This is a genomic window from Motiliproteus coralliicola (assembly GCF_003345655.1).
GTDB lineage: Bacteria > Pseudomonadota > Gammaproteobacteria > Pseudomonadales > Balneatricaceae > Motiliproteus > Motiliproteus coralliicola.
The window spans coordinates 1-13,809 of the sequence record NZ_QQOH01000001.1 but is presented as its reverse complement, the minus strand read 5'-3'; the positions used below and the strand labels follow the sequence as shown (position 1 = coordinate 13,809).

The window sequence follows — 13,809 nt, the reverse complement described above, 5'->3', positions numbered from 1 at the left end:
CATTCTCGATCTTTTAACGGTCTACACTACAGACGAGCTTATATATTAGCGTGTTGCAGTTGCGGCATAACAAAGCCATGTTTGGCACCAATCCAAGTATTGGCGCGGCTCAGGGAACTACCGCTGTGCAGAAGCTCAATAGCAGCCTGCACAAAGAAAATCAGCTGATGAAACAATCATTTGCTAAATTACCTAGGTGGTTTGGTCCAACCACTGGGTCCAGTACCCAGAGTTGGCCCCAAGGTCGTTGGCAATGTGGTTCTAAAAAACCCAACCTCCAAAGATAAAGATAAGCTCACGGTTGATAACAATTGATCGTAAGGCTGTCACTCTGGGTAATACCAAGCGATGGTCCTGACAGAAATCCCACTAATCAGTGGTGCTGGCTGTCTTAGAATAAAAAAAATTAGCTCATGACTCCCCAGAGCCAATGAGCACCCACAACGGAGCAACTTATGTACCATAAGAATAAGCTTACTAAAGTTCTATCCCTCACCCTGGCGCTGGCGTTTTCGGCAACTGCTCTGAACGCTCAGGCAAAAACCTTTAAAGTCGCCGTGGGAGACGGCGCTGGAGGAACCCAGCACGAACTGGGTAAGAAATTCTCCGCAGAGTTGAAAGAACGCACCGGTAACAAGCACAAAGCCAAACTGTTCCTCAACGGCCAGTTGGGCAGTGAGCAAGATACCGTCAACGACGCCGCCATCGGCACCCTCGATTTCTCCATCCTCGCTATCAACAACGTCACCCCCTTCTCGCCAAGTGTTGGCATCCTGACCCTTCCTTACATGATCCAGAGCCTCGACGACGCCGTTGCGCTGACTCAGGGTGAGGTCGGTAAAGAGCTGGTTGAAAACACTATCCGCGATGCCGGTGTACGGATCATCGGTTGGGCTTACTCAGGTTTCCGAGTACTGACTAACTCCAAGCGTCCGATCACTACACTGGAAGACCTGCAGGGTGTTGTTGTTCGTGTACCGAAGAACGAGATCATGATCGACACCTACAAGGCTTGGGGCATCAACCCGACTCCGATGGCTTGGTCCGAAACCTTCACTGCTCTGCAGCAGCGTGTAGTTGATGGTCAGGACAACCCGTACATCACCAACTACGCAATGAAGTTTGATGAGGTACAGAAGTACATCACCAACATCCGTTACCTGTTCTCCATTGAGCCGCTGATCGTTTCTGAAGCTGTTTTCCAGGACCAGAAGCCTGCGGTACAGAAGGCCATTCTTGAAGCCGGTGAAGCGGCCACTCAGCACAGCGCTGCCTGGCTGAAGGATCAAGAAGCCAACATCAAGAAAGAACTGGCTAGCCGTGGCATGGAGATCTCCGATCCGGCCAATGGTGAGAAAGAGTGGATCGAAAAGGCTAAGACTGCTGTTTGGCCGAAGTACATCGACAGCATCGGCGGCAAGGACAAGCTCAACAGCGTCCTGAAGTCTCTGGGTCGTGAGGGCGTCTAAGCTCAGCACCCGCATTCACTAATCGCACTCGCGATTAGATGCCTCGCTGATAGCAGCAGAACCAAGCGGCCGCCCTAGCGGCGGTCGCTTGACTCTAAGCACCCGCTTTGACCATTCCCACTGGAGCTCCTGATCATGTCCAAAACCGGCCTTTTCTTTAAGTTTCTCGATAATATCGAGAGCTATATCTGCCGGACTCTCCTGGCACTGTTTGTAGTCTTGCTGTTCGCCCAGATCGTTTCGCGAGAAATCTTTTCACACTCGCTGTCCTGGACCGAAGAGCTAGCCGTATACATGTTTGTCTGGTTCGTATTTTTTGGCGCCAGCTACGCCGCCAAACTCTCCGCCCACAACCGTGTAACCTTCCACTTCAAATGGATGCCGGAAAAAGCCGCCATCGGCCTTGAAGCCCTGGCCGACCTGATCTGGATCGCTTTCAACTGCTACTTCGTTTATCTCGCCTACGATTTCGTCTTCAATCGGATGAACCTGTTCTGGAAATCCCAGACCCTGGGCGTACCGATGAAATATATCTATTTGATTCTGCCGATCGCCTTCACCCTGATGACGATCCGAGTCATTCAGGTTAACTACTACAAGCTGGTCAAGGGCATCGATGTCCGTGATCCCGAATCTGTGGAAAACGACAAACTGATGGCCGGAGATGCATTCTCCGATGACGCCGACAACAACAATAAGCCGGCCTAAACAGGAGTCGAACCATGGCTGAATCAAGTATTGTCCTAATTCTCTTCGGAACCTTCCTGCTGCTGTTGCTGATAGGGGCTCCGATCACTGTTTCACTGGGTGTATCCGCCCTCGCCTCATTCATTTACCTGGATGAGAACCCAATTAAATTCGTCCAGATCGCTTTCACCTCGGTGGGCTCGTTCCCGCTGATGGCGCTGCCCGCCTTCATCCTGGCCGGGGCGCTGATGGAAGCCGCCGGCATATCGAAACGACTGGTTAACCTGGCCGAGAGCTTTGCCGGCCCCTTTACCGGTGGTATGTCCGCCGCCACCGTTCTGGCTTGTATGTTCTTCGGTGCCATCTCCGGCTCCGGCCCGGCAACCACCGCTGCGGTGGGTATGCTGATGATTCCGGCAATGGCCGCCCGCGGCTATGACCGGGGCTACGCCGCCGCCGTAACCGCCTCCTCCGGTGGTCTGGGGATTATCATCCCGCCGTCGATCCCGATGGTTATCTTCGGTATCTCTGCAATTGGTCTGACCGTTCCCGATGCTGCGATCGAGAAATTCGGCAGCTTCCAGACCGTGTCGATCTCCACCCTGTTTATCGCCGGTTTCTTCCCTGCGCTGGTTATCTCGATCAACCTGATGATCCTGAACTACATTCGCTGTAAGAAAGCCGGTTACAAAGGCTCCACCGACGGCTGGGCGCTGGATCACATCATTGATTCTTTCCGTAAGGGCTTCTGGTCGGTACTGGCACCGCTGGTTATCCTGGGCGGTATCTACTCAGGCTTCTTTACCCCGACCGAGTCGGCCATCGTGGCGATCTTCTACACCCTGGTGATCGGTTGGTTTGTGCACAAGGAATTGAAGTGGAAGGACCTGGTCCACTCACTGGAGACCACCACCTGGTTGTCCGGGCGGGTATTGCTGATCCTGTTCACCGCCACCGTGTTCGGCCGGGTACTGGTTGAGAACGAGATTCCGGACACTGTCGCCGCCTCGATGCTGAGCATGACCGATAACGTCTACCTGATCTGGACCATGATCATCGGCTTCCTGCTGTTCGTCGGTATGTTCATGGAGACCCTGGCCGCGATCATGATCCTGGTACCAGTACTGCTGCCGGTGGCCTATAACCTGGGTATCGATCCGATCCACTTCGGTGTCGTGATGATCTGCTGTCTGTCGATCGGCTTTGCCACCCCACCACTGGGCGAGAACCTGTTCGTTGCCTCGGGGATATCGGATACGGCGTTGGAAGATATCACCGCCAAGGCGCTGCCCTTCGCCTTCATCTCGGTGGTTGGTGTCTTCATCATCGCCTTCTTCCCAGAGATCGCCCTGTTCCTGCCCAGGTTACTGGCTGGATAGATCAACACTTTCGCACCATGATTTTCGAACCATCCCGGCCGGGGTTGCCACTAAGCTAACCCCGGTCGTCAGCTAAGGATGACTGCCGATGCTATTTCCTGAAATCAAACAGATTCTCTACTGTACCGACCTGTCCAAGAACGCCTCCTACGCGTTCAAGTACGCCGCTTACCTATCCGGAAAAACCGGCGCTAAAGTGCATATCCTGCACGTGGTCGAAAAGCTGTCCAACGACGCCCGCATCACTCTGAAAACCTACGTGATGGACTCCACCAGCCGGGACGACTTCCTCAACCACCGGATCGACCACGCTAAGGATCTGCTCAAGCATCGCCAGGATTACTTCTGGGATGTTCTGGCCCCCAGCCATAAAGAGCTGCGCGAGCAAGTCGCTTCCGTCGATGTGGTCGAACACTACCCGGCCGAAACCATTCTGCGCCGCTCCAAGGAGTTGAATGTCGACCTGATCGTCATGGGCGCCCACGAGAAAGGGATCATGCATACCTTCCTCGGGTCCGTGGCCAAGAACGTGCTGCGCCACTCTCGGATCCCGACCATGGTCGTTCCAATCCCGGAGAAAGAGGAGCTGAAGCGCCAGAAAGAGCAACGTAAGAAACAGAACAAAGGCTGATATCAACCACCTGCCTTCTCAAGCCCCGGCTATCGCCGGGGTTTCTTTTTCCGCTCCGGAACCCATCGCGACAACAACGGCTGTAGGCCAGCGATTGGTTCGAATAAGCGACCGATGCTTGGCTCTAACTGCGCCCTATTCTTGGCTCTACCTGCTGATACTGAAGTCTTTATAGTAACTTCATCCACGGCTTTACTAGCCCAGCCACCTGCAGCAGGAGAGGTTCTATGAGCACTACCCTACGTCAGATCGAACAAGCCAACCGCACCCTGCGCCGACGCTGGAACCGCCCCCACCAAGGCTTTGGCTCCGGCACCGACCCACGCACCAGCGATGCAGGATTGCTGCAATCCCTGTACGGCAATATGGAGCGCGCCAGCCACTTCCAATGGCTCAACGGCGGTCGCACCCTGATCGACAAAACCTACCTGGCCATGCTGTGGGCCGCCCTGGAGCTGGACGCCCCCTGGATCGGCAATGACAAGGTCGCTGCCAACTTGGACAACTTTATCCGCGAGCATCTGGCGCCAATCTGGTCTGAGTTGGATGACCTGGAACACGAAGCCCGTCACGAGCTCAGCGTTGAATTGGTCGAGCTTGCCTGCGACGCGCTGTTCGGTAGCCAGAAGAACTATGTCTTCGCCAGCCAGCTGCTGCTGTTCCTCTGCCCACAACTGCCGATCTTTGCCGTCACCGAATCGCAGTTAACTGAGCAGTTTGACTACCGTGAATACCACCAGCAGTGCCGCAATCAAATGGCTCTGAACCTGCCACTGTTGGCCAGCCAACCACTGCCAAAGCAGCAACCGGAAACCCCCCATCTGTCGCTGCTGCTATCGCAGACCGACTGGTGGGTTCGCCGGCTACAGACCCAACTGCAGACGTTAAACAGCACCAGTGAAGAATCCCGGCCGGAGCAACAACGCTCCGCCTGAACCGAGCACGATCCTCAACAGCGCAAAGCTGTCTCTTGTTACCAGCACCTCGGTGCTGGTTTTTTTTGTTTTTCAGCTAACATCGCCAAACTGTATTCTCTACTAATCAAAAGCAATTTTCCGATCTGCTTACCCCATATTATTCGTAGAAACATAGTCTTATGTTAGGGTATAGTTTGCTTTATCAAACAGCGACATCGCCTAAAGGATGTTTGTTATTTGCTTGATATGACAGGGAAAGTCAGCCACTGAATCGGATCTCTTTTCTCCGTATATCGTTGCTTCGAATTTACAATTCGAAGCACATTAATTCGCGGATATCTAATCGATCATCGCACTTTCTCTGCAGAAACTTCCCTGACTCAACTGGTACAAATCACGACTGGTTGTATTCAATTTGAAGCTATACATCTATGGAGAAATCAATGATCAAGAAGATCCTTTTAATAGCCCTTAGCGTATCATTCATGTACGGCTGCTCGTCGGGCGTCAAGCGCGCCCAATATGATCAAGCAGGTACCTCTGCTGCCGTAGAGGTTGAGAAGGTATCAAATGTGTCCGTTTCATTGACGGCTGAAGCCAAAGAAAAGGTCGCAGAAAATCTTAAATTCGATCAACACAAGCTTCTTTCTCATGTAAAACGCGCTCTAGACTCAAGGGCTATGTTGTTGAGCCAACCAGACGGTGTCATGCCAAGCCTAGAGCTCCAAGTCAAAGATTTCCGTGTCCGCTCAAACCTTTCTGCGGTGATGCTAGGCTTTATGGCCGGATCTGACTCTATCACTGGAGACGTGGTTTTAAAGAACCCGAATGGTCAGGAACTGGATCGATTCGAAGTCTCTGTTTCGTATGCGCTTGGCGGTATCGGCGGTGGGCAAGATGACGCCCGAATGGGGTGGCTGTACGAGAAGTTTGCCGAAGAAACTTTAAAAGAGCTTAGAGGCCAAAGCGTACAGTAAAACCAACGCTTTCGCTGTGAGCGCCCTAATAACCAAACCAGCACCTCGGTGCTGGTTTTTTTTGGGTGATCGAAACTCAGACCTCAGAAGGTCAGCAGCATGTCATTCCAGCTCGAGCCTCCATGACTCGAAGCGGAAACACCTTGATGGATGAAACCCAGGCTTTGATAGAAGCCGACCAGTTTATCCTTACAGGTCAGCACCATGCCTTTGCGCCCGTTAGCTCGGCTAAAGTCGATAAAGTGTGTAATCAATGCCGAGGCATAACCGCGTCGTTGATAATGCGGATCAACCGCCAACCCAAACACGGTCTGGTAGGCGCCTACAGGATTATGCAGACGGGTGTCCGAATATAGCTCATCGGGTAGCTCCGGCTTATCGTAGATACAGCCATTGATATGACCAACGACAACACCCTCAACTTCCAGAACAAAGAAACACTCGGCAAATACCGAAAAGCGTTGTTGAAAAGAGTCTAAAGAGGCGGCTTCCGCCTCAGGAAAACAGATCGCTTCAAGCTCTGCCATCCGGGATATATCGTGTTGTTCTGCTTGACGAATTCTGTACATCTTCATTTCTAATCAGATAGGCATCACTGCCAAAAAGTGCGGCTGGTTTGGAGCGCACCGGCGTCCATTGAGTGCCTGATCATGAGGTAATTTCAGCAAGGTTTCCAGACTAGAGCGCGCCCCTTTCAGGGCACTTAAAACCCGGCTCTGTATTTCAGGGTTCAGGAATTAAAACCAGCTTGCCAGTATGTGCCTTGGCCAGAAACTCTTGCTGCGCATCAACGATCGCTTGCAGAGGGTAACTTTTTGCCAGGGCTGGTCTAATTTCACCGCGCTCGATATAGCCAATAAGATTGGGGAAGACTTGGCTTTCCAACAGGGTGCAGCCAAAGAAGCTCAGGTCTTTCAGATAGAGCGTGCGAACGTCTAACTGCACCATCGGCCCGCCGATCGCACCTGACACTGCGTATCGCCCTCTCGGTTTCAGCACCTGAAGAAGCATCGGCCACTGCTCGCCAGCCACCAGATCTACGACCACATCAACGCTGTTCTCGCCCAAAACCTCCAGTAAGTCCGTACCGCGAGGGATCACTTCATCTGCCCCCAATGCGAGCACATCGGCGGCCTTTGAGGCGCCCGCAATGGCGAGGACACGAACTCCCCGCCGCTTAGCCAGCTGTACCGCCGCCGAACCCACACCACCAGATGCACCGGTGACCAACACAGTATCTGAGTCGCCAACCCCAGCACGGGTCAGCAGGTTCTCGGCCGTAGAATAGGAACAAGGGATAGTCGCCAGCTCAGCATCGGACCAATCGCATTCCACCCGATGGCAAAAGCGCGCTGGTGCCTTGGTGTATTGGGCAAAGCCGCCATCATGCTCGGAACCGAAATAGGAGAAATCGGCTTCACCTTGACGAAAACAGGGCTCAACCAGGACCCGCTTGCCAACACGATCGCTGGAAACCCCATCACCCACGGCAATGATCCGGCCGCAGACATCCGCCCCCTGAATCCGTGGAAACTGGATCGCCCCACCCCAACCACCGTCGTCAGCATCGGCTTCATCCAATCCCTGCTCACTACCTTGCTGAGTGGTTCCCGTTTTCGAGTACCAACCGATTCGGGTATTGATGTCCGTGTTGTTGATACCGGCAGCCCCCACACGGATCAACACCTCTCCGGTCCCAGCTTGCGGCATCGGCGCATCGCTCACATAGCTGAGCTTGTCAAAGCCACCGTGTCCAGTCAGGTAGACGGCATGCATGTTGGCGGGCATCGCACTCATAGTTATTCCTCAAGTAGAGCAAACGTTCTACTTGCCAAAGTAGAGTGATCGTTCTACCTTGTCAACGATGAATGAGACCCAGATGAAAATTGCCGCCGGCTTGGAACGCGCCTTTGCTCAGCATGGCTTTGCTCAGATCGGCGTCGATGGCCTTCGCGAGGCGACCCAGGTTAGTTTAAGGACCCTCTACAAGTACTGCCCGTCGCGGGAGGCAATGGTGGTCACCGCGTTGGAACATCGCCATCAACGCTACCTTGCTCACCTGCTCGATGGGCTGCCAACCACGCCAACGCAAGCACTGGATGAAGCCTTTGAGCGTATCGGCAACTGGATGCTGGAGAATGCCCCCCAGGGCTGTCTGTTCAAGAGCGCCGTTGCCGCCCACCCCGACAGCGAACTACTGCATCAAATGCTGGAAAGGCACAAGCTCGAGGTCTGCGATGGACTGGTCCGAGCAACCGGTCTGACAAGTCACCGAGATGAATTGCTGTTCCTGCACGAGGCCATTATCCATAGCTGGTCCATCATGGGATCGCGTGCGATTTCTAGCGCCAAAGGGTTCGGGCAGGAGTTGTTCAGACAAGCGGCTCAGCAATAAACCTGGCAAATCATCATATCCTGCGCCCGAGCCGCCACGTGTTACCGCAGCGGCTTGCGTTATAGCAAAGCTGCTTCCTCTATCCCCACACTATACTGATCTCAGACGGGCCAAACTCTCCACGATCAGTACTGCACAATGAGCAACGACCAACGCCCCAGCGGCACCGAGTACGCACTATCGAGAGCCGGGCTGTTGACCGAAGCCTACAAGGGACTGTTAATCGTCAATGGCGGCGGCATCGTTGCCCTACTCGGTTTCTTGCAAGCCATCTGGGCCACCAGCCCGGAACTGGCACGGATCACTCTCTGCGGCATTGCCTTGCTCGCCTTGGGACTGACTGCCGCGCTGGCCATTCCCTTCTTACGCTATCATCACTCCCATCACGCCCAACGTAGAGAACAGCGAGGAGAAAGCGGCAGCAAAACCATCTACTGGTACCTTTTTTACTGTTGTCAGTGGTTCTCTATAGCCGCCTTCGGTGGCGGTGTTTTATATTTGGTGATCAACGGCTTAGCCATCCTCGACTAGACAACCTCAAGGAGCACCACCATCAAAGCCCTCTGGATACTGATCTTCAGCGCTACCCTCATCTGGTCCGGTATCGAGCCCAAGGACCAGTTCACCTGGTTTCTCGAGGTCCTGCCCGCCATGATTGGCGGTGTTCTGATGGCTGCGACCTTCAATAGCTTCAGACTGACGCCAGTTCTTTATTTCTTCATCTTGGCCCACTGCGTGGTATTGATGGTCGGCGGCCACTACACCTATGCCGAGGTGCCGTTATTCGACGGCCTCTTTGGCGCCGAACGGAATAACTACGACAAGGTGGGCCACTTCTTCCAAGGCTTCGTCCCGGCACTGCTCGCACGCGAGATTCTGATCCGCAAGCAGGTCGTCAATGGCCGCTACTGGATGGGGATTATCATCGTCTCGATCTGCCTGGCCTTCAGCGCCTTCTACGAGCTGATTGAGTGGTGGGTGGCCCTGGCCACCGGCGAAGATGCCGAAGCATTCCTGGGGACCCAGGGCTATGTCTGGGATACCCAATCCGATATGGGCTGGGCGTTGATGGGAGCGATCAGTTCGGTGCTGTTGCTGGCCAAGCCCCACGATCGGCAACTGCAAGGTCTGGCACGCTAGCTAGGGAACCTGCGAACAAGTCTCTGCGGCTTCTGCAAGCGACTGAAAAGTGCAAATCCTAGGCGTAATTTGCAGTTAATGGCCGTAGCCCTTAGCAAAGGTTACAACAACGGAGTGCTCTTTCTCAGGCCTTGCCCTACGGGGCTTACAGCTTGATCCGCACTCTGTGTTGTCGCTTTTTGCAAGGTCTAGACATTACTGCAAAGCGACGCCTTGATTGCGAACCAAGCTGTAAGCCAGAAGCTCGCAAGGTCTTCTTCGCAGATTCCTTAAGTGCTGCTTGCGAAAGGGAATGTATAGAAAATTAAATGGTAAAGATTAAAGGAGAAATGGGCGGCTACCGCCATGTATAAGCGGCCCGTGGCTAGATAAATCAGTCCATAACAAGCACCGGCAACTGTAGCCAGAATAATCAGCTCGATACCGCCAGCAAAGTGCGCAAGACCAAACAACAAACTGCTTCCCGCAAGGGCTACAGCCTGTCCATACCGGCTAAATATAGTCTGCAAGTAGCCCCGAAAAAAAACCTCCTCGGACACACAGGTAATCAGCAGGTTATTCAATCCGAACAGAATAATCCATGATGGCACGCTTATTTCCGGTTTAATCAACCCCATCAAACAACCAAGCAAGGGTAGTGATATTAAGCTGACAACCGAAAGAACTACGTATATGTTCCTGTTACCACTCGGTGGTTTTACAAGCATACCCGGTAAAAGAAGGATAAAAGCAAAAATCAACATCGGTTTATCGATGTTGAGACTCATGCTGAAAGGTACGCTATTAGCTCCAGTTACAGCTTGTTCGATGACATTTAGGTTATTAAAGCCGGGGAGCTGATGGGTCGCCAGCAAGATCGCCCAGATGATCAGCAGCGAATGAACAAGATATAACCGCCATCCCACTTGTTTTGTTGCATAGTAAGCGATTGAGATACCAGCAAGAACTATCATCACTCCTGTTATCTCAAGTATTTCAAGCAAGAGTGCTGATGCTATCGATAGGAAAAAGAAAACCAGCCAAACCTTTCTTTCCATCGCAATGGTTAGGATCGCGATAAAGAGAAAAATCCAAACGATGATTTCAGGAAAAAATTGCATTAATGGTAGTTAATTAAAAACTTTATATCGTATTGGGTTATTTATAAGAAGAATCAATCTCCAGCTATAGCTATATTTGTGACCTTTTAACTTAAAAAGCTTAAATACTAGGGTTAACTCTTATGTCGTACTAATTTAATAGACAAAGGCGACTTAAAAGGCTTACGTTACAGCAACTGTTAGATCACCTGCCATTCTACTCCGATTAACACGAGACGGTTGATCTATCCTGCTGCTCTGGCCCAGCATCTTGACCAAGCGCTATCCTAAGCCAGTGATAATGAGCGATTATCGCGCCCCATTCCAGTCAACAAGAGCCCCACTCAAAGGCAAAGACCAGACTAAGTAAGCTCTCGATACGTGATTAAATGAATTATTGTGAGCTGCCGTACCCAACATCACTAGGGTGGCAGAGGTTCTTTGCGCTATACAAGATGGCCCAACATGGCAGGAGCTGCTATCGATCCGCTTAGCCAGCAACCTCATAGCAGCCCAAGTCGCCTGAAACGACTCCCTAGACAAGGCGCCGATCATTCAACAACAAAATAACAAAAGGGGCGTTGATGGGAGCGATCTGTTCGGTGCTGTTGCTGGCCAAGCCCCACGATCGGCAGCTGCAACAGCTTTCCACCCGCCAATAATAAAAAAGCCCTGATGTATCAGGGCTTTTTTGTAGTCGATGGAAGGGTCTGAACAGCAGTGACGGCTAGCTGCCAGCAACCTCTTCGCACTGAACGATACGACCTCGCTGTACCAGCAGGTCTTCGTTCAGGTTGTAGATGCAGTCCAGCAGGTGCATCTTGAAACTGCCCGGACCGGTACCCAGTTTGACCGACTCTTCCGCGGCGACGCCGATGGTTAGCAACGCATGAACGGCTGCCTCAAAGGGATCGGGGTTAACCGCCAGGAAGCCACCGATCAGCGCCGATGAGGCGCAGCCCATTGCGGCGACCCGGGTCTGCAGTACTGAACCATTGGTCATCAGCAGGGTTCGGCGGCCATCGGTGATCAGGTCCGTTTCACCCGACTGGACCACCACAGCACCGGTCTGACGCGCCAGCTTCTGCGGCGCATTGGCCGATTCGTCGTTGGCCAGTGCATGAATCTCGGCATAGTTGCCACGGATCACCGAAGGGCGGAACTCCAGCAGCCCCTGAGCATAGCTACGACGGGTCGAGGAGGCGTGCACTGAGACAGGGTCCAGTACCCATGGCTTATTAAAGTCAATCGCGGTCTGTACGGCGGTATCGATGGCAGCGCGACGGGTGCTGTCCAGGGTACCGGTATTGACCGACAGGCAATCGGCACTGGTGACGAATTCGGCGATCTCGTCCATTCCCATGGTCATCGAGGTCTGCGCACCCACCGCCAACAGGATGTCGGCAGAGAAGTCCATCGCTACCGGATTGGTGATGCACTGGATCCGCGGACCCAGGTGCGCCAGCAATCGTAATGACTGCATGGTCTGACCGGCAGTCTGCTTGATGCCGGATTCCTTCGCATTGGTAGATAGGATATTGAGTGTGCTGGACATGGTGACTCTCCCGCCGTTAGGTTGGTGCTGGCAGCTCGGCTTCATCTAGATCGCCGAGCTCAGACGATACGATGGCGAAGAAGCTGTTAGGCCAAGGCCTGGGCCAACCGCGCCCGCTCCTCGTCGGAATACTGCACACGACCAATGGGAATCAGATCGTTGATGGCTTCGCTGATGGTCGCGCTGTCTTCGGCGCTGAAACCACCGCACAGCTCAACCAGCTGGACTTCGCGGGTCAGCATCTCCTGAACCGCCATGATCGCCATCTCGACCGAGTTCACGCCGGCGACCATCATCTCGAACTGCTCGCTCTTGATAAAGGCGTGGTGCTTGATCACTTCAAGATCAGCCGATTTAACAATAAAGCCGTAGCGCTGCAGGGCCATATCGAATCTCCAAGTCGTTGTTGTTATTAACCCTCATTAAAGCCCGCGGTTTTGGCAGAAGTTAGGGCCAGCGAGAAACTGCAGTTGGAGCCAATCCCACACAGCAAAAAGGGATGCATGAAACACCAAACATTGCCAGCCAGACTTTGGTCTGGACGGCATGGAGAAGAGGGTTAGAGATTAACCAGCGAGCGTCCCAGACTACCACCGGATATCAACATCAGCATCGCCAGGGCGATGCGACGGAACGACTCCGGTGGACTCTTGAGGAAATGACGATTGCCCAGCAGGGTTCCTAGACCGACCGGAATCAGGAACAGCGCGGCCAATTGCACCACCTGCCAATCGATCATGCCACTTCCCGTGGCCAGTAGGCAGGTGTAGATATCCAGCAAGATCAGGTAGGTGATCAGGGTACCACGCACGGTCGCCGCACTTTCTTCCTTGGATAGGAAGAACACCACCAACGGCAACCCTCCGACACCGGCGGCACCATTCAAAGCCCCGGAAACCACCCCAGCCGAGCCGATCACCGAGGCACGATCACCACCGCGAATGCCGAAACCACGCCAGATCAGCACCGCACAGATCAGTATCAACACCGAGATCAGGATCCGCATCCATTGACTGGGTAATCCTGCTAGAAGCGCCAGCCCCAACGGGGTAGCAAACAGGGCGCCAAACCCGATCAAGCGTAGCTGGCGCCAATCGATATCTTTCCAGATCGACGGCAGCATGCCGATACCGGCGACGATCTCCACCAATAGAATGGCCGGCACGATCTGCACCGGCGGAATCACGATCGACAGACTGGCAATCGTCAACGCCGAGAAGCCAAAACCGGAGTAGCCCCGTACTAGTGCGGCCACAAACACCACCGGCAGACATACCAGTAGCACCGACCAATCCAATCCTGCGATCATCTGCTGTCCCTGTGTTGGCGCCCTCGAAATCCGTAACTGCTGCGCTGAAGGCTGACTGTTCGAGAGCGATTAAGCGTCTGTGACTGTGCTTTTTATAACGTCTGTGACTGAACGACCGTAATCGCGATCACGTTAACGACGTCGTTGGCACTGCAACCGCGCGACAGGTCGTTGGCCGGCTTGGCCAGGCCCTGCAGGATCGGACCGATCGCATCGGCCTTGCCGATCCGCTCCGCCAGCTTGTAGCCGATATTGCCCGCTTCCAGATTCG

16 protein-coding genes are annotated in these 13,809 nt (G+C 53.5%); 9 read left to right on the top strand and 7 right to left on the bottom strand.

Annotated features, from left to right (window positions below; translation table 11 throughout):
* Positions 1-455 precede the first annotated feature (455 nt).
* The 6 genes from DV711_RS00080 to DV711_RS00055 all read left to right on the top strand — a co-directional run bounded on the left by DV711_RS00080 (position 456) and on the right by DV711_RS00055 (position 6,060).
* The gene (locus DV711_RS00080) at positions 456-1,469 is read left to right on the top strand and encodes a TRAP transporter substrate-binding protein (protein WP_114693624.1); all 1,014 of its coding nucleotides are present in this window, start codon (positions 456-458) and stop codon (positions 1,467-1,469) included.
* Between the two features lie 135 nt (positions 1,470-1,604).
* Complete coding sequence (locus tag DV711_RS00075; protein WP_114693623.1) at positions 1,605-2,177, top strand: TRAP transporter small permease; 573 nt, start codon at positions 1,605-1,607, stop codon at positions 2,175-2,177.
* A gap of 14 nt (positions 2,178-2,191) precedes the next feature.
* A complete protein-coding gene (locus tag DV711_RS00070) occupies positions 2,192-3,535 on the top strand; it encodes a TRAP transporter large permease (protein WP_114693622.1) in 1,344 nt (447 codons plus the stop codon).
* An 88-nt stretch (positions 3,536-3,623) separates the two neighbouring features.
* Positions 3,624-4,166, top strand: coding sequence for a universal stress protein (locus DV711_RS00065; RefSeq protein WP_114693621.1), 543 nt, complete (start codon positions 3,624-3,626; stop codon positions 4,164-4,166).
* Positions 4,167-4,393: 227 nt separating this feature from the next.
* Positions 4,394-5,101, top strand: coding sequence for a hypothetical protein (locus DV711_RS00060; protein ID WP_114693620.1), 708 nt, complete (start codon positions 4,394-4,396; stop codon positions 5,099-5,101).
* A gap of 425 nt (positions 5,102-5,526) precedes the next feature.
* On the top strand, positions 5,527-6,060 hold the full coding sequence (locus tag DV711_RS00055) for a DUF4410 domain-containing protein (RefSeq protein ID WP_114693619.1): 534 nt from the start codon (positions 5,527-5,529) through the stop codon (positions 6,058-6,060).
* An 83-nt stretch (positions 6,061-6,143) separates the two neighbouring features.
* Here the strand turns inward: DV711_RS00055 and DV711_RS00050 are convergent, their stop codons facing one another.
* Together DV711_RS00050 and DV711_RS00045 are read right to left on the bottom strand one after the other, a co-directional pair.
* Positions 6,144-6,629, bottom strand: a complete 486-nt coding sequence (locus DV711_RS00050) for a GNAT family N-acetyltransferase (RefSeq protein WP_114693618.1) — start codon at positions 6,627-6,629, stop codon at positions 6,144-6,146.
* A 154-nt stretch (positions 6,630-6,783) separates the two neighbouring features.
* A complete protein-coding gene (locus DV711_RS00045) occupies positions 6,784-7,857 on the bottom strand; it encodes an alcohol dehydrogenase family protein (protein WP_114693617.1) in 1,074 nt (357 codons plus the stop codon).
* An 82-nt stretch (positions 7,858-7,939) separates the two neighbouring features.
* On the opposite strand from DV711_RS00045, the gene DV711_RS00040 reads away from it, so the two are divergent.
* The 3 genes from DV711_RS00040 (at position 7,940) to DV711_RS00030 (ending at position 9,595) form a co-directional block, all read left to right on the top strand.
* Entirely contained in the window at positions 7,940-8,455 is a 516-nt protein-coding gene (locus DV711_RS00040; RefSeq protein ID WP_207802507.1) for a TetR/AcrR family transcriptional regulator, read from the top strand.
* A gap of 195 nt (positions 8,456-8,650) precedes the next feature.
* Positions 8,651-8,986, top strand: coding sequence for a hypothetical protein (locus DV711_RS00035; RefSeq protein WP_165839948.1), 336 nt, complete (start codon positions 8,651-8,653; stop codon positions 8,984-8,986).
* A 21-nt stretch (positions 8,987-9,007) separates the two neighbouring features.
* Positions 9,008-9,595, top strand: coding sequence for a DUF2238 domain-containing protein (locus DV711_RS00030; protein ID WP_114693614.1), 588 nt, complete (start codon positions 9,008-9,010; stop codon positions 9,593-9,595).
* A gap of 269 nt (positions 9,596-9,864) precedes the next feature.
* Here DV711_RS00030 and DV711_RS00025 read toward each other — a convergent pair whose 3' ends face one another.
* From DV711_RS00025 to DV711_RS00005, 5 genes are all read right to left on the bottom strand, one after another.
* A complete protein-coding gene (locus DV711_RS00025) occupies positions 9,865-10,695 on the bottom strand; it encodes a CPBP family intramembrane glutamic endopeptidase (RefSeq protein WP_114693613.1) in 831 nt (276 codons plus the stop codon).
* Between the two features lie 706 nt (positions 10,696-11,401).
* Complete coding sequence (gene thiM, locus DV711_RS00020) at positions 11,402-12,229, bottom strand: hydroxyethylthiazole kinase (RefSeq protein WP_165839947.1); 828 nt, start codon at positions 12,227-12,229, stop codon at positions 11,402-11,404.
* 86 nt (positions 12,230-12,315) lie between these two features.
* A complete protein-coding gene (locus DV711_RS00015) occupies positions 12,316-12,615 on the bottom strand; it encodes a DUF6506 family protein (protein WP_114693611.1) in 300 nt (99 codons plus the stop codon).
* 173 nt (positions 12,616-12,788) lie between these two features.
* A complete protein-coding gene (locus DV711_RS00010) occupies positions 12,789-13,538 on the bottom strand; it encodes a sulfite exporter TauE/SafE family protein (RefSeq protein WP_114693610.1) in 750 nt (249 codons plus the stop codon).
* A gap of 92 nt (positions 13,539-13,630) precedes the next feature.
* Positions 13,631-13,804 carry a phosphate acyltransferase gene (locus DV711_RS00005; protein WP_341537586.1) on the bottom strand — a complete coding sequence of 58 codons (174 nt, stop codon included), beginning with the start codon at positions 13,802-13,804 and terminating at the stop codon, positions 13,631-13,633.
* Between the last annotated feature and the right edge of the window lie 5 nt (positions 13,805-13,809).